This is a genomic window from Runella defluvii (genome assembly GCF_014195535.1).
In the GTDB taxonomy this organism is placed as follows: domain Bacteria; phylum Bacteroidota; class Bacteroidia; order Cytophagales; family Spirosomataceae; genus Runella; species Runella defluvii.
Genome location: NZ_JACIBY010000002.1, coordinates 614,734 through 630,439, shown reverse-complemented (window position 1 = coordinate 630,439; position 15,706 = coordinate 614,734). Strand labels below are relative to the sequence as shown.

Below are 15,706 nucleotides of genomic sequence, written 5' to 3'. Positions count from 1 at the left end.
ATTGAGAGAGGGGAAGAAGAACAATTTATTTCGCTATTTTAGCCTGTAAGTTGGCATCAATAGCATCCAAAAACTCTTCAGTATAGAGGTAGTGCTCTCCGTGGTTTACTTTGTTACCATAGATACACACTGCCAAATCTTTTGTCATTTTTCCGCTTTCAACCGTCTCGATACACACGGCTTCGAGTGCGTTACAGAAATCAACGAGTGGTTGGTTGCCGTCCAATTTACCGCGGAAAGCCAAACCACGCGTCCATGCAAAGATAGAAGCGATTGGGTTGGTCGAAGTACGGTTTCCTTTTTGGTGCTCGCGGTAGTGGCGAGTTACTGTTCCGTGGGCAGCTTCAGCTTCCATCACTTGACCGTCTGGCGTCAAAAGAACAGAAGTCATCAAGCCCAATGAACCAAAGCCTTGTGCTACAGTATCCGATTGAACGTCTCCGTCGTAGTTTTTACATGCCCACACGAAGTTACCGTTCCATTTCAAAGCCGACGCCACCATGTCATCAATCAGACGGTGCTCGTAGTGAACGCCTTTGTCTTTGAATTCGGTTTCGTAGATTTCTTGGAAAATATCTTTGAAGCGGCCGTCGTATTTCTTCAAAATGGTGTTTTTTGTCGAAAGATACACAGGCCATCCTTTTTGCAAACCTACTTGGAGACAAGCACGGGCAAATCCACGGATTGATTCGTCGGTGTTGTACATTGCCATGGCTACACCATCGCTTTTGAAGTTGTAAACTTCGTGTTCGATAACCGTTCCGTCTTCACCTTCAAACTTGATAGTCAACTTTCCTTTACCTTTCGTAACGAAGTCAGTAGCGCGGTATTGGTCACCAAACGCGTGACGTCCAACGATGATTGGCGCATCCCAGTTAGTTACTAAACGAGGTACGTTTTGGCAAACGATTGGCTCACGGAATACAGTACCATCCAAGATGTTACGGATAGTTCCGTTAGGTGATTTCCACATTTGCTTCAAACCAAACTCTTCTACACGTTGCTCGTCAGGAGTGATAGTAGCACATTTGATACCCACGCCGTATTGACGAATGGCATTTGCGGCGTCAACCGTTACTTGGTCATTTGTTTCGTCACGGTATTCGATGCCAAGGTCGTAGTATTTAATATCAACGTCTAAGTATGGCAGGATAAGTTTATCTTTGATAAAACGCCAGATGATTCGGGTCATTTCATCGCCGTCAAGTTCGACGACAGGGTTAGCCACTTTTATTTTTTCCATGTGCGCAACTTAAAATTGGGGGATGATGAGTTAAACAAAGATGCAAATATAACCAACTATGTTGAGTAACCCTTACGCATTTGCCACCAATTTATGGTGATTATCAATAATGCAGGCGCGGCGTTGAACAAAACAAACTGTGACAGTACCGTCAGACTGAGTAGCAAGGTGGCCGCAAAAAGCGTAGAAAGGTAGAAATAAGCCGCCGCAAGGGGAGGGTTAGTGAAACGGTACTTTTGAAAAAGGCGGTCGAGCCAGCGATAAATAATGCCAATTAGAAAATGCCCGATGGCGACAAGTAGTATCCCACCGTTGAGGTACAGCTCGCCTGCAACGGGAATGACCTTGTCTTGTGCTTGAAGGTTGTTTATGACGGAATTGTACAAAAAAGGGCCACTTTCTTCGCGAAATGCTTTGCCCACTATGGGAACGGGTTCGAGCAGTGAAGCAACAAGCGTGAAAGGCGGATTCTCGACCGATAGCAAAGGTGATAACTGGTAAGGACTGCCAAGGTAAAGCTGTGAAGCGTATTCGAGGTAGTTGTTGTTGGCGTCGGTGTAATGGTCAAATAACAGCACGACTTGTTCGGTGTCGAGCGACGGTTGTACCCGTAAATGCCCGTAAAACAGCACCAAAAAGATAAGACCAATGCCCAAAGCCTTAAATAACCATTTGCGTTTGGGTTGAAAATAGACAAGAATAACGCCCAGAAAGGCGAGAACAGGAAAGGCCATATTGGCCCGATTACTACTAAAGGTGAGGGTAAAAGCCAGCAATAGAAAAACGAGGTGCTCAAACCATTTTAAACGCCGTGACTGGCGAATGCTGTAGCTGTACCAAAGCAATACAATTCCCCAAAAACCAAATCGCTGACCAATATTAGCCAGTACGCCAATAAAATTTCCTTTGAGGTTTTCGATGGCCTCATGGGTGGTGTAGGTAAACAATGCCCCCGTCCAGTAGCTAGAAAACGAACCATAAAACAAGAGAATAGAAATAAGACCAATGGCGAGGTAAAAACAACCATAACGCGCTGGGTACGAAAACGGACGCCATAAGACTTGGGAAGGCAAAAGCGGACTGTAGTGCCAACCTAAGGCAAAAAATAGGAAAGAGGCCAGGATAATGCAGCATTCGAGGGCGATGGATGAAACAGTTTCGCTGAAAGAAATGTGGTTGCCGACCCACAGAATTTCAGTGGGAATGATCACCAATTTGCACAGCCAAATAAAAAGAACGCCATTTTTTGGGGTCATCAATGGGGCATCATCATCGAGGCTGGGAAATGTCACAAGCGTACATTTCCAACCCAAAATTAACAGAAAGAGAAGAGCAGAGGTGCAAGGATGAAAGATAGGGTTGTGTAAACACGCAATACCTATCAAAACTACCACAAACAGTGCCCACCAGCCTGCTGCGAGTAACGGACGACGCACAAATAGCATAAGCAAACCATTGAGCCTGCGTTTTTGACCATAAATCGGAAAAAAGTCACCGTTTAGTCAAAGCCTATTGCGAATAGGGGAATCGGTTTCTAACTTCGTGAAAAATTCAACCACAATGAGCAAGAAAAAAGCAACCCCGCCCGAAGGGACCGAGAAACCTCGGGTTCATAAAGACCTCGATGGCTTCGACATTCGTATCAATTCATTTGGGGAAATTACGTCAACAATTGACATTGATAAAATCAATCAGTTTTTGAATAAACACGTGGACGATAAAAAATTACGTCACCGCGACGACCTCAATGAAGGCGCCGACACCGAGTAATGTACGTAGAAATTCCAAATAACCTTAACAAACAGTAAACCATGTATTCTCACGAAATTGACTACAAAATCATTGGCGAAGACATCCAAATCGTCGAAATTGAGTTAGACCCGAACGAAACGGTGATTGCAGAAGCAGGCTCGATGCTTTTTATGGAAGACGGCATTCAGTTTGAAACCAAGATGGGCGACGGCACAAATCCCAACCAAAGCATCATGGGCAAAATCTTCCAAGCAGGTTCGCGCTTACTTACTGGAGAGTCGTTGTTTATGACGCACTTCACCAACCGTGGTTATGGCAAGCGGAAAGTAGCTTTTGCGGCACCCTATCCTGGCACTGTCATGCCTATCGACTTGAGAAATACCTACGGCAATACGTTGATTGTTCAAAAAGATGGCTTCTTGTGTGCTGCCATGGGTACAAAGTTGAGCATTCACTTCAACCAGCGTTTGGGAAGTGGTTTGTTTGGGGGAGAAGGTTTCATTCTTCAAAAATTACAGGGCGACGGCTTGGCGTTTGTACACGCAGGTGGGGTTGTGATTGAGCGCCAACTCAACAATGAGACCCTTCGTGTGGATACGGGTTGCGTTGTGGCATTTGAGCCTTCTGTGAATTTCAGCGTTCAGCGCTCGGGTAGTCTCAAATCAATGGTATTTGGGGGAGAAGGTATTTTCTTGGCAACCCTTCAAGGAACAGGAAAATGCTGGATTCAGTCAATGCCAATCTCAAAATTAGTCGATCGCCTTTCTATCTATGGCCCACAAGCCCGCAAAGAAAGTGGCTCGGTTTTGGGAGGATTGGGGAATTTGTTTGAGGATTAATAATGAATGTGGAGGTTGTGAGCGTGTGTGGAGGTTGCTCACAACCTCCACATTCATGTTCTTTTGTATTCTAGTCCTAATTCTTCCCTCCGCCCAAAGAGCCGCTTGCACCACCTAATTGTTGGTTGATGGCCACAATTTTGGTGTTGAGCGTATCAATCGCTTTCGCGTGGCGGGCTTCCAAATCAGGCAAATTGGCCGTTGACTTCAACGATGCTTCGTACTGGAAAGCGGGCAACATCCAAGACGCATACCCACTGTAAGGATCAGACGAGGCATATAACGAACGGTACCACGAGCCATACGCCATGCCTTTAGGATCAATAAAGGCTTTTTCCAAATCCCGTAATTCTTTGTTGATAGCCGTCACTTTGGCTTTGTCGATTTGGTCGGCGGCCAAAAGCGTTTTGATGCGGCTTTCGTAGTTTTGAGCGTTTTGCTTGAGCGTTTCTACTTGCGCCAACAACTTATCCAGTGAATAAGTAGGAGCGTAAGCTTTGATGGCTTTCTCGGCGGTTTTGAGGTGCGTCGCCAAGTCGGTAGCATAACGCGAAACGTCGTAAGGCAAAATGTCGGCATTAGCCAAACGCAACGACATCGTTCCTACTACTTGTTCTACCATTGGCCCCATTTTATAGGTAGAGTCCACAAATTTATTGTAGAAAAATAAGTCATCATACTGAGAATGGTACAAAGTTGGCCCGCCTACGCCCGCGCTCAACGACGGGATACCTGCGTGCATATAAAACGCAATGTGGTCGGAACCGCCGCCTAGGTTGCCAATGCTGGGTTCGCTATCGGCCAATACAGGAGCCGAGCCACCCACATTGGTCGTGCTACCACGGCGTCCGCCTTTTTGGGCCATCCAATGTTCGTAAACAGTTTTGTTAGAATCGGGGTATTCTACGGCCTGAGAAGCCTCAATAAGTAGTTTTTTGAGCGAAGGGGAAGCACTTCCTCCGAAAATTTTTCCCGATACCGCTGCGTCGTAGTTCATATAGGCAACTGCTTTGGCACTCAGTTCGTCGCGCATTTGCTCTACCCATTCTGCTGAGCCAATGACGCCGTGTTCTTCGGCATCCCAGTGACAAATCTTAATGGTACGTTTTGGCTTTTGGGGCATTTTACCCAACGACTCGGCCAGGGTCAAAAGCATGGCAGTACCGCTGTTGGGGTCGGTGGAGCCAAAAGACCAAGCATCGTAGTGACAACCCGCAATGATCCACTCGTCGGGAAACTCGCTACCTGTAAGAGTCCCAACTACTTCATAAATTCGGACAAACTCTTTGTCTTGTTTTACCTTGAGCCGCACTTTGAGTTCTGGGCCACCCTCTAAGCGATACGCCAGCGGCAAACCACCCTGCCAGCCCGTAGGGACACCTTTGCCCGTCATTCTTTTGAGAATTTCAACGGCCGAACCCCAAGGCAATGGCGTCACGGGGATTTTATGGAAAGCCGCGTCTTTGGGGTCAAGGCGCTTTACTTTCTTAGGGCCATCGAGTGGGAGGGCGGGTTCAAAAGGAGTAAGTGGGTCGCCTGTGTAATCGACGGTCAACAACGACCCCCGTTGGATGGTGTTATCGTTCGATTGTGAACCTTCGGGAAACGTAATGCCTTTGGTATAGCCATTATCAGCAGGATCGGTATAAATAATGACGCCCGCTGCACCCGCTGCTTCGGCGTGCTTGGCTTTGTAGCCGCGGAAGTTGCCACCGTAACGCGCCAGTACAATTTTTCCTTTGACCGAAACGCCCATGGTTTTCAACTGTTCAAAATCTTCTTTGCGGCCATAGTTGGCATACACAACTTCGGTTGTTACGTCGCCAGAGCCCGAATACGAGTTCCAGCCAGGTGTAAGGCGAGGGTCGCTCGAATACTTGTCTTCTTTTACAATATACTCGCGATTGTTGAGTGGAAGGCGGACGGGCTCTACCACTTCTACCAGACTTTCACCTGGGCTTTTTGATAAATAAATATCGTGCGGAAAAATTTCCACTTGCAAGCCAGCCTTGCGCATAATGTCGGCGATGTAGTCGCGGACTTTTTCATTTTCAGGAGTACCTGCCAAGTGTGGTACACTGGTCAGTTTTTGTAAGTGGGTTTTAAAACGTTCTGCCGATTGCTTAGTACGGTACTCTTGTTCGATTTTTTCTTGTTTCGACTGATTAGATGCCGAAAAACCCGAGATGTTTTTTTGCGCAAAGGAGAGTGTGGAGGCACAGAGTAGCCCGCCAATGAGGAAAGTTTTTTGCATGGAAATGTTTGGTTGATGATGGTAAAAAAAGCCCGTAGCAAGTTACTAAAATCTTTTAAAAATGCTGTTAACAATCATTAACCAAGGCATTATAAACCTTTGCCCTTTTTAGCGTTCTAAGAGTAAAATAACGAAAAATAACCGTTCACATAAACCAATAAAAGCCATGAAAAAGTTAGTGTTTGCCGCAGCCATGATTTTAGTTTCTATCGGTGCCAATGCACAATGGGGAAACAACAACAACCGCGACCGCCGTTATGACGACCGCTATGACAACCGCCGCGATGACCGTGGATATGACAATCGGGGAGGAAGGGGAAATTTGGGCGACCGTATTGATGATTTTCAACGCGAAGCTCGCCAACGAATTGCGGATGGTATAGCGAAAGGGCTAATTACTTCACGCGAAGCGAAAGGATTATTAAGAGACGTAGAACGTATCGAACGTAAAGAACAAATTTTCTGGCGCGACCGTGTGCTTGACCCACGCGAACGCCGAGAATTAGTGGACGACTTATACGCACTTAATCGTGAGATTACCCACGAAAAGCGAGACAATGAACGCTCAACCTACGACGACTACGGTCGAAACGGGCAGCGTAACAGAGGATGGTGATTACATAACAGCGGGTCGAAATTTCGACCCGCTGTTTTTTTTTGCGCTAAGCGTAACCTTTTCACTAAGGCCGAGTACACGTTAGCTGAGGCTCCTCCATTAGATTTAACAAACTTTAATATAAAATTTTCTTTGTATTGTTAGGTAATAAACTAATCGGATAGTACGTTTGTAGTGTAATAGCCATTTTCTAACCATTTTTAAACACATTTATAACCTAAACAGCCATGAAGAAACTTCTCCTCGGGGCACTTATGTGCCTTAGTGCGTTGTTTGCGTGCGCCCAAACTCCCACACGTTTCCAAATCCAAGGTATCACTGCTGATACGTCCTCAGGACCGCTAGGTTCGGCAACAGTCATGTTGTTGCAGCGAAAAGACTCGTCTTTGGTCAATTTTACACGCTCCAATGACAAAGGTGCGTTCGTGCTTCGTAACGTCAAAAAAGGTGATTATTTGCTCAAAATTTCATTTGTAGGGTATATCCCATTTCAAAAAGACATTGTGTTTAGTGATAAAGAGCTCATTGACCTTGGTACTTTAGAAATGAAAGCCATCACCAAAGAATTGTTTGAAGTCGTAGTCAAAACCGCCCGCGCGCCACTCAGTATCAAAGGAGATACGATTGAGTACAACGCCGCTTCGTTTAAAGTCCCGCCTGGGTCAACGGTAGAAGATTTACTTCGAAAATTACCAGGGGTTCAGATTGACCAAGACGGAAACATCGTAGCCCAAGGCCAGCAAGTACGGAAAGTGACCGTCGATGGCAAGCGTTTCTTCGGAGATGATCCTAAAATGGCTACTAAGAACCTTCCTGCGGAAGCGATTACAAAAGTTCAGATTTTTAACGATAAGTCGGAACAAGCAAAGGTGACAGGTGTAGATGACGGTAAAAAAGAGAAAACGGTTAACCTTGAATTAAAAGATGGATTCAAAAAAGGTGGTTTTGGAAAGGTCACCGCTGGCTTAGGTGCCGACGGCAACAATTCGAGAGGAGCGCGCGGGGAAATCAAAGGAAACTACAATAAGTTTGATGATAAAAACCAGTTTTCGCTTATTGGCCTCACCAACAATACGAACCAAACGGGGATGTCGTGGGACGACTACCAAGATTTTAGAGGAAGTGGTTCGTTTAATAGCTGGAACGATAACGGCGACTTTGGCTTTGGTGGCGGCGGTGGACGCTTCTTCGTGATTGGTGGAGATGACGACGGCGGACTCAACATTCCCGTTGGTGGAGGAAGAGGACAAGGTTATTCCAACAACGTTGCCGCGGGTATTAACTACAATTACAACGGCAAAAAAACCAAAGTAAATTCGAGTTATTACTACAACTCAACCCGCCAAGTATTGGATGCGCTTCGTAGCCGTGAAAATTTCTTGACCAACGGTTCGTTCAAATCACAAGAAGAAAGCAGTCAAATTAACTTCATCGGAAACCACCGTTTGTCTTTCCGTTATGAACAAATGATTGACTCGACCAACACCATTATTTTTACCAACAACAGCCGCCTCAATGGTGGCAACACCAGCCTCAATAGTCTTCAGCAGTATTTCCAAGCAGGTAACTTTAAGTCGAACGAAACGACCATTAAAAACGCTACGGACGTTGACAAAATGGAAACCGCTAATACACTTATTTATCGGTGGAAGGCTAAAAATAAAAAAGGACGGAACTTCGCAGCCAGTGGTTCGTACGGGTATGTTCAAAACGACGGAATTGCGGATCAAAATTCATTGAACTTGTTTTATTCGGCCAACTCAGCCAATGATGTAATTCGGAGAGCGCTTGATTTGACCAACAATACCAATAGCCAAGTAAATGAGCTAAAATCAAGCTTGTTGTTTGTGGAGCCTGTATCGAAACGCGTATTTTGGGAGAGCTTCATAAACTTGAGCCGCCGTGGCAACTTTGTTGATCGCGATGCCTTTGATTTGGCCCAAGAAAGTGGTAGAAGAATCCCCGTTGATACCTTGAGTAGCTATTTCAAAAATGACATTACTTACGCGAGGATTGGTTCGGCAGTACGCTATTCGTACAAAGGATTTAACATTTCGGGTGGAATGGCCGTGCAGCGATTTGGATTGGATGGTAAATTTGCGTTGGGTCAAAATCCAACCTCTTTTATCAACGTTAATCGCACATTTGTGGCGTGGATACCTAACGTCTCGGTGAATTATGACCTCAAAAACAACCGTTACCTCTGGTCAGGCTACGATGTAAGTGTGAATCAGCCAAATGTTCGTGACTTACAGCCAGTTATCGACAATAGCAATCCGTTGTACATCCGTCAAGGAAACCCCGATTTGCTTCCTTCAGTTAACCACAGCGTTAATTTTGGGTACAATATGTTTAACCCAGCAAGCTTTACCAACTTGGGCCTAAACTTGTTTTATTCGTACAATGTCAATCAAATTATTTACAATCAGCAAGTTGACCCAAGAACGTTGGTGACGGTTACTACACCTACCAACATTTCGGGTGGACAAAGCATTGGGGCGTGGATGAACTTTGGCTTCCCGTTGAAGAAAACGAAAAGTAACTTGAGCGTAAATGCGAATCCTAATTTTAGCCGTAACCTGACTTATATCAATGGGGTTCTTAACGAAACCAACAACGACAGCTACCGTTTTGGAATGCGTTTGGACTTAACGCCTAGCGACAACTTTACGTTTTTTGCCAATGCTAACTGGGGCGTTACCAACTCTCGTTTCTCGGTAAATACGGCGCAAAACATGAAAATCATCAACCATACCTATGGTGGTACGATGAACATCAAATTACCAAAAGATTTCTTCATTAACTCAAATCTTGATTATCGTATTTATGTCAACAACCGTTTCAACCTTGACCAACGTTTGCCGATTATGAATGCGTCGATTTATAAGATTTTGGGCAAAGCAAAGAAAGCAGAACTTCGCTTGTCGGTGTATGATGTGTTTAACAAAAACTTGGGTATCAGTCAGTTTGCCAACCAAAACTTTGTATCACAAGAAAAAGTGCAGACCTTGGCTCGCTACGGAATGCTTACCTTTACGTACAACATGCGCGGTATGAACACGACCCTCAAACGCCGTGGAGGTTTCTTCTAGTCAATCGTTAATCCAACCAAACAAGATAATCGCTATAAACATGAAAAATAGATTGAACTTTTTGATAGTGGGTCTGTTGTGGATAGCCAACAGTGTGTATGCCCAATCGACCGAAGGGATGGTCACGTACGAACACAAAAGCTACTGGACAAAAATCAACGCTCGGTTGACCTTTTTGAGCAAAGAAGAAAAAGACCGTATGAAATTGACGTGGGGAAATGAGGATGGGTACGGCGTAAAAATGAAATTGTATTTTGACGAAAAGCAAAGTCTTTATACGTATTTCAGTGACCAAGGCCAAAGCGAAGATGGCCAATGGTCGTGGCGGCAAGACGATTACCTGATTCACCGTAACTTTGATGCTAATAAGCTCATTGAACACCACGAAATGTTGGGAAAAACGTACCTGATGGAAGATTCTTTGGTAACTTACAATTGGCGGGTACAAAACCAAATCAAAGACGTTGCGGGTTACATTTGTATGAAAGCAGAGACGTTTGACCCTGTTAAAAATCAAAAAATTACGGCATGGTTTGCGCAGGACATTCCTGTGGCAGCGGGGCCTGAACGTTATTTTGGTTTGCCAGGCTTGATTTTGGAACTAGATATCAACGACGGAGACGTAGTGGTGTCGGCCCAGAAAGTGGAGCTTAAAAACGTGCAAAAAGAGCTTGCTTTGCCCAAAATGAAAGGCAAGAAAATCAAAGTGGCCGACTACAATCAAATGATTCAAAAGCACATTGCGGAAAGCATGAAAGCGCAACGAAACCCTTTCTGGTCGATGCGATATTGATTGAGGAGGGCTGCTTAGAAACCCAACTGGGTGAATGTACAAGCCAATACAAACAAAAAAAAACGGGGTATGAACTACTCCGTTTTTTTGTTTTTTAATAGTAGTTGAGCATGAATTTTAGTGCATTAGTAATTTATATCGCTTCGGCGAAGCGCAACCTTTGTAGAGTAGCCCAAATAAAAAAGGGAACCGCATCGTGCGGTTCCCTTTTTTGTACCAGACAGAAATGTCTTAGTTTTTCTTTGCTGGATTTGCAGGCGTTTGAGTCGCTGGCTTGGTTGCAGGCTGCGTAGCAGGGGTAGTTGCACCACCTGTTTTTTGCTGCAATTGCTGAACAGCTGCTTCTGCTGCGGCTTTTTGTTGTTTTTCAACTTCCGCTGGGTCAACACCCAATTTTTTCAAAATCAAGTTGCTAACGTTCAATTCTTCCGAACCTGCAAACAAGATGATAGGAGTTGTGTTAGCACCTGCATCCATGTTGAAGATATACGTGTAGCCGTTTTCTTTACCAACAGCGTCGATCGCTCCTTGGATTTTCACCATCACAGGCTGAAGCAATTGTTGTTGCTTTTTCTGCAATGACTCTTGTGAAGAGCGTTGGAAATCTTGGAAGTCCGTTTGAAGGCGGTTCAATTCTTTTTCTTTATCTGCACGAATGATTTCAGACCACTTTGCAGCGTTTTGTTGATAAGCCTTGTATTTGTCTTCGAACTCTTTCGATTTCTCCTGCATCGCTTTTTCAATTTGCTGTTGCTGAATCGTAAGCTCGTTCTCAATTTTCTTATAGTCAGGTAACAACGTCATCACGTAGTCCACGTTGGTCCAACCGATTTTGTTCGTAGCCTGTTGTGCTTTGCTTTCAAAACTCACTAAAGCAATAATCGCAAGGAAGGCTACAGTCAATGTACGTTTCATTTTTATCTACTGTTTTGGTTTGGTTACTTTATTAGCTGGGGTATTTGTTGCTGGTGTTTTTGTTGTTGGCGTATTAACGCTATTAGTCGCTGGTTTAGTATTTTTTTCTTTTTCTTCGGTACCTAAACCAAGCTCTTCGATAACATAATCAGTATAGTCATGTACTGGATTGGAATAAATAATGACAAAATCGCTTGATTTGTCAAGTAGTATATCCAACCTCCGCTGACGACACACGCGTTCTACTGCTTTATAAACCTGATCGGTGATGGGTTTGATGATTTCTTTTTTCTTTTGAAACAACATCCCTTCAAATCCAAAAATTTTGTTGTTATAATCTTTGGCTTCGCGCTCTTTATCAGCGATTTCTTGCTGACGTTTGCGTTTCATTTCGTCGGTCAAAAGTACTTCTTCTGCCTGATAAAGCCGCTGTAGGCGGTCTATTTCGGTATATTTATCTTGAATTTCTTTTGCCCAACGTTCCGAAAACTTATCAAGCTCAGTTTGTGCTTTTTGGTATTCAGGCATTTTGCTCGTCACATACTCCATATCCATATACCCCCATTTTTGGGCTGATAATGAGTAGGTTACCAAGACGAATTGCAAAATTAGTAAAAGCCCACGGGTTTTCATTGTAGATGCTTGGATTTTGTTGATGGAGTAGGCTATAATTTACCTACTCCATTCGGTCTATGTCTTTTCTAACGAATTTGTTGTCCAATCGTGAAGTGGAATTGTGGTCCACTGCGTTTTGTTTGCCCAGGTAGTGGGTCAAATCCATACGCCCAATCAATACCAATCAAACCGAAGGCTGGCATGAAAATACGCGCCCCAACCCCCGCCGAACGTTTCAAATCAAACGGGTTGTAGTCTTTGTATTTCTTTTGAGGTTGATCGGTACCCCAGTTGTTTCCTGCTTCTGCAAACACCAAACCAAAGATGGTCGCTGATGGGTTAAGCGAAAGAGGATAACGTAATTCCATCACGTACTTGCTATAGGCAACCCCTCCAAGACTACTTACACTGCTTGTGGTTGTACTGGTACTTTGCGAAGCATCAACGGTACTAAGTCGGTTGTAGATAGGTACAAGCGAGCGGTCGGTGTAGCCTCTCAAACCGATGATGTCTTGGGCCAAAGCAAACATACCATAACCCGCCAATCCCGAGCCTCCGAGTACAAAGCGTTCAAATGGACTGATGGATAAGTTTTGGTTGTATCTACCCAAGAAACCAAGGTGAGCGCGGGTACTTAATACCAGCTTGCCTGCCACGGTTTGGTACCATGTCGCATCAAACATCCACTTGTGGTACTCTACCCATTTGTACTGTGCTTCTTTTGTCGAGAAAGACGTGTTTCCAGTGATGGCAGAATAAGGTGGCGTAAAAGTGCCACTCAATGAGAACGACGACCCTCCACGCGGGAATTGAGGGTTATCAATCGTATTCCGCGACAATGTTAAGTTCAAAGTTACGTTGTTGGAAACCCCATTTGGATAGCCAATGCCAAACAAGTCAAGGCTGTCCATTCTATATCTTTGGTATGAAAGTGCGGTACTTAATACGAAATAACGATCAGGTATTTTGAGGCGTTTACCAAGCGAGACAGTAACCCCTGTGTTTTTGTAAGAGCCCAAAAACTTTAAGCCGCTTGTTGAACGAGTATAAAGGTTAGAATAGTCAACCGTACGATATACCGTGTGACTCAAGTTAATTCCAAAGTTGACAGGTTTTTTACCTCCCAACCAAGGTTCTGAGAAACTAAGCGTATATGTCTGAAACTGACGACCACTTGCCTGGAAACGTACCGAAAGCTTTTGCCCGTCGCCCGATGGAAGTGGTTTCCATGCTTTGAGGTTTGTGATGTTTTTGGTAGAGAAGTTGTTGAATACAAGTCCTAACGTACCCACAAATCCGATGTATCCACCCCAACCACCAGAAAGCTCAATTTGGTCACTTGGCTTTTCTTCTACGGTATATTCAATATCCACTGTCCCGTCTTCTGGGTGAGGAATGGGGTTAATTCCAATTTTTTCAGCATCAAAATACCCTAACTGAGACAACTGACGTTGGGTGTTGATGATTTCCGTTTTGCTAAATTTCTGGCCTGGCAACGTAAACAATTCGCGCAATACCACGTGGTCGCTGGTCTTGGTGTTACCATTCAAAATAATCTTGTTGATGGTCGCTTGTTTTCCTTCAAAAATGCGCATTTCAAGGTCGATAGAATCCCCTTCAACGGCTTTTTCGATGGCGCGGCAGTTGTAGTACAAATAACCGTCGTCCATGTACAGCGAGCTTACGTCTTGGCCTGGGTTGGCTTCAAGGCGTTTCTGGATTTCTTCAGGGTTATAAATATCTCCTTTTTTAAGGCCAAATACCTTGCTGAGTTGTTCGGTCGTACGAAGGTAGTTCCCTTGCCAAGTAATATCACGGATGTAGTAGCGCGGCCCTTCTTCGATGTTCAACACTACATCAATGGTTTTTTCTCCTGGATTGTGAATAATGGAATCGGAGATAATGGTCGCATCACGGAACCCATTTTTGTTATAGAGTTCGATGATTTTTTCTTTGTCTTCTTCGTATTTCTTAGGAATGAATTTTGAAGGCGTAAAAAGGCGACCAAAACGCATTTGTTTTGTTCCCTTCAACTTATTGCGGAGTTTTCCCTCCAATATCTCTTGACGGCCATTAAACACAATTTGACGAATCTTCACCTTTGCGCCTTTGGTGACGAGGATTTTGAGGGTTGCATTTCCGCGAGTAGAGTCTGAAATTTGATTGATTCTGACTTTCACGTTCATGAAGCCTTTGTCAATAAAATAGCGTTTTACGGCCAATTGGGTGTTCTTAATCATCGTGTTAGAGATGATACGCCCTTTAGGAAGCTTGATTTTATCATTAAGAGACTCTTTTTCTCCCTTCCGAATGCCGTCAAATTCGACTTTGAAAAGACGCGATTGCTCCTTAATGCGAATCTCTAACCAGATTTGTTCGCCTTCGATTTTACGAGCTAAAATTTCGACATCTTCCAAAATCTTTTGATCCATCAATTTTTTAATGGCTCCATTGATGGCATCGCCAGGAACTTTGATTTTGTCGCCTACTCTCAATCCCGACATTGAAATCATGGAGTTAGGATCCAAAAATTGGTTGCCAGTTACAATAATTTCGGCAACGACATAGTCTTTAGGTTCCGCATAGTTGATAGCTTCGTCTTTCGGAGCAGACGTAGTCGCAGGGGTGTTTCGTCCAAGGCCCAGCTGCTGCGCATGAAGGCATACGGTGGTCATGACGAAAACACCAAAAAAGCTAACGAGACGGATAAGTTGGTTGAATTTTTTCATAGATACACTGTTCTTTCCCATTTTCTACTAACGGCAAAAGAAGGGGTTTATTTCGCTTCGGTCACAATCTGTTCACTGGTTTTACCAAAACGTCTTTCTCGTTGTTGAAACGACAAAATGGCCTCATGTAAATGCTCTCGGCGGAAGTCTGGCCAAAAGACCTCGTCGTAGAAGTAAAGCTCGGCATAAGCCAACTGCCACAGCAAGAAATTACTGATGCGGTGGTCGCCTCCTGTGCGTAGCATCAGGTCAACATCGGGGCGGGGATAGGTCGAGAGCGTTTGGTTAAGTAAGTCTTCGGTAATGTCTTCTGACTTCAACGAACCGTCTTTCACTTGCTGCGCTAAACGTTGGGTGGCTTGGATAATATCCCATTTGCCACTATATCCTAAGGCCAATATTAGATTAAGACCTGTGTTATGCTTCGTTTTTTCTATAGCTTGCGATAGCTCTTTTTGGCAAGATTTAGGCAAACTTGCCGTGTCGCCAATGGTGTCAAGCCTGACGTTATTTTTTTGCAATGTGGGAAGCTCATCGCCGATTGTATGTACCAATAGTTCCATCAAGGCCCTTACTTCGGCTTCAGGTCGCCCCCAGTTTTCGGTCGAAAACGCATACAATGTCAGGTACTTAATGCCCAGCTCAGCGCAGCCTTCGGTGGCTTCGCGTACGGCTTTAATAGCGTTTCTGTGCCCAAACACCCGCATGGCACCGCGCTGCTTGGCCCAGCGGCCGTTGCCATCCATCACGATGGCGATATGTTGAGGAAGTCTAGTACGGTCTATCTGTTCTTTCATTCGCACTTAAAAATGGCCTGCAAAGTTAGAGGAAATTATCAGGTAATCAAAAGGATAAACC

Annotated in this window: 12 protein-coding genes; 5 read left to right on the top strand and 7 right to left on the bottom strand. The window is 44.5% G+C overall.

Going from position 1 to position 15,706, the window contains the following annotated elements; genetic code table 11:
• Positions 1-25: 25 nt before the first annotated feature.
• Both FHS57_RS07460 and FHS57_RS07455 read right to left on the bottom strand, forming a co-directional pair.
• On the bottom strand, positions 26-1,243 hold the full coding sequence (locus FHS57_RS07460) for an NADP-dependent isocitrate dehydrogenase (RefSeq protein ID WP_183972228.1): 1,218 nt from the start codon (positions 1,241-1,243) through the stop codon (positions 26-28).
• 56 nt (positions 1,244-1,299) lie between these two features.
• Positions 1,300-2,694: a hypothetical protein gene (locus FHS57_RS07455; RefSeq protein WP_183972227.1), complete on the bottom strand. Its 1,395-nt coding sequence runs from the start codon at positions 2,692-2,694 to the stop codon at positions 1,300-1,302.
• A gap of 109 nt (positions 2,695-2,803) precedes the next feature.
• On the opposite strand from FHS57_RS07455, the gene FHS57_RS07450 reads away from it, so the two are divergent.
• On the top strand, positions 2,804-3,013 hold the full coding sequence (locus FHS57_RS07450; RefSeq protein WP_183972226.1) for a hypothetical protein: 210 nt from the start codon (positions 2,804-2,806) through the stop codon (positions 3,011-3,013).
• Positions 3,014-3,054: 41 nt separating this feature from the next.
• The gene (locus FHS57_RS07445) at positions 3,055-3,834 is read left to right on the top strand and encodes a TIGR00266 family protein (RefSeq protein ID WP_183972225.1); all 780 of its coding nucleotides are present in this window, start codon (positions 3,055-3,057) and stop codon (positions 3,832-3,834) included.
• A gap of 76 nt (positions 3,835-3,910) precedes the next feature.
• Here the strand turns inward: FHS57_RS07445 and FHS57_RS07440 are convergent, their stop codons facing one another.
• A complete protein-coding gene (locus FHS57_RS07440) occupies positions 3,911-6,088 on the bottom strand; it encodes a M28 family peptidase (RefSeq protein WP_183972224.1) in 2,178 nt (725 codons plus the stop codon).
• 166 nt (positions 6,089-6,254) lie between these two features.
• Between FHS57_RS07440 and FHS57_RS07435 the strand changes: the two genes are divergently transcribed.
• The 3 genes from FHS57_RS07435 (at position 6,255) to FHS57_RS07425 (ending at position 10,589) form a co-directional block, all read left to right on the top strand.
• The gene (locus FHS57_RS07435; RefSeq protein ID WP_183972223.1) at positions 6,255-6,704 is read left to right on the top strand and encodes a hypothetical protein; all 450 of its coding nucleotides are present in this window, start codon (positions 6,255-6,257) and stop codon (positions 6,702-6,704) included.
• A gap of 227 nt (positions 6,705-6,931) precedes the next feature.
• On the top strand, positions 6,932-9,796 hold the full coding sequence (locus FHS57_RS07430) for an outer membrane beta-barrel protein (RefSeq protein WP_183972222.1): 2,865 nt from the start codon (positions 6,932-6,934) through the stop codon (positions 9,794-9,796).
• Positions 9,797-9,836: 40 nt separating this feature from the next.
• Positions 9,837-10,589, top strand: coding sequence for a GLPGLI family protein (locus FHS57_RS07425; protein WP_122932428.1), 753 nt, complete (start codon positions 9,837-9,839; stop codon positions 10,587-10,589).
• 231 nt (positions 10,590-10,820) lie between these two features.
• Here the strand turns inward: FHS57_RS07425 and FHS57_RS07420 are convergent, their stop codons facing one another.
• The 4 genes from FHS57_RS07420 to uppS form a co-directional block, all read right to left on the bottom strand.
• The gene (locus FHS57_RS07420) at positions 10,821-11,504 is read right to left on the bottom strand and encodes an OmpH/Skp family outer membrane protein (RefSeq protein ID WP_183972221.1); all 684 of its coding nucleotides are present in this window, start codon (positions 11,502-11,504) and stop codon (positions 10,821-10,823) included.
• A gap of 6 nt (positions 11,505-11,510) precedes the next feature.
• Positions 11,511-12,137 (bottom strand): OmpH/Skp family outer membrane protein, encoded by a 627-nt coding sequence (locus FHS57_RS07415; protein ID WP_122932426.1) that lies wholly within the window; start codon positions 12,135-12,137, stop codon positions 11,511-11,513.
• A gap of 68 nt (positions 12,138-12,205) precedes the next feature.
• Positions 12,206-14,848 carry an outer membrane protein assembly factor BamA gene (gene bamA / locus FHS57_RS07410; protein ID WP_183972220.1) on the bottom strand — a complete coding sequence of 881 codons (2,643 nt, stop codon included), beginning with the start codon at positions 14,846-14,848 and terminating at the stop codon, positions 12,206-12,208.
• A gap of 47 nt (positions 14,849-14,895) precedes the next feature.
• Positions 14,896-15,645 carry an undecaprenyl pyrophosphate synthase gene (gene uppS, locus FHS57_RS07405; protein WP_183972219.1) on the bottom strand — a complete coding sequence of 250 codons (750 nt, stop codon included), beginning with the start codon at positions 15,643-15,645 and terminating at the stop codon, positions 14,896-14,898.
• Between the last annotated feature and the right edge of the window lie 61 nt (positions 15,646-15,706).

Excerpts from the sequence above, each read along its gene's own strand:
- FHS57_RS07435 (WP_183972223.1), top strand. The coding sequence starts at position 6,255 with ATGAAAAAGTTAGTGTTTGCCGCAGCCATGATTTTAGTTTCTATCGGT.
- uppS (WP_183972219.1), bottom strand. The coding sequence starts at position 15,645 with ATGAAAGAACAGATAGACCGTACTAGACTTCCTCAACATATCGCCATC.
- FHS57_RS07460 (WP_183972228.1), bottom strand. The coding sequence starts at position 1,243 with ATGGAAAAAATAAAAGTGGCTAACCCTGTCGTCGAACTTGACGGCGAT.
- FHS57_RS07450 (WP_183972226.1), top strand. The coding sequence starts at position 2,804 with ATGAGCAAGAAAAAAGCAACCCCGCCCGAAGGGACCGAGAAACCTCGG.
- FHS57_RS07440 (WP_183972224.1), bottom strand. The coding sequence starts at position 6,088 with ATGCAAAAAACTTTCCTCATTGGCGGGCTACTCTGTGCCTCCACACTC.
- FHS57_RS07420 (WP_183972221.1), bottom strand. The coding sequence starts at position 11,504 with ATGAAACGTACATTGACTGTAGCCTTCCTTGCGATTATTGCTTTAGTG.
- bamA (WP_183972220.1), bottom strand. The coding sequence starts at position 14,848 with ATGAAAAAATTCAACCAACTTATCCGTCTCGTTAGCTTTTTTGGTGTT.
- FHS57_RS07415 (WP_122932426.1), bottom strand. The coding sequence starts at position 12,137 with ATGAAAACCCGTGGGCTTTTACTAATTTTGCAATTCGTCTTGGTAACC.
- FHS57_RS07445 (WP_183972225.1), top strand. The coding sequence starts at position 3,055 with ATGTATTCTCACGAAATTGACTACAAAATCATTGGCGAAGACATCCAA.
- FHS57_RS07425 (WP_122932428.1), top strand. The coding sequence starts at position 9,837 with ATGAAAAATAGATTGAACTTTTTGATAGTGGGTCTGTTGTGGATAGCC.
- FHS57_RS07430 (WP_183972222.1), top strand. The coding sequence starts at position 6,932 with ATGAAGAAACTTCTCCTCGGGGCACTTATGTGCCTTAGTGCGTTGTTT.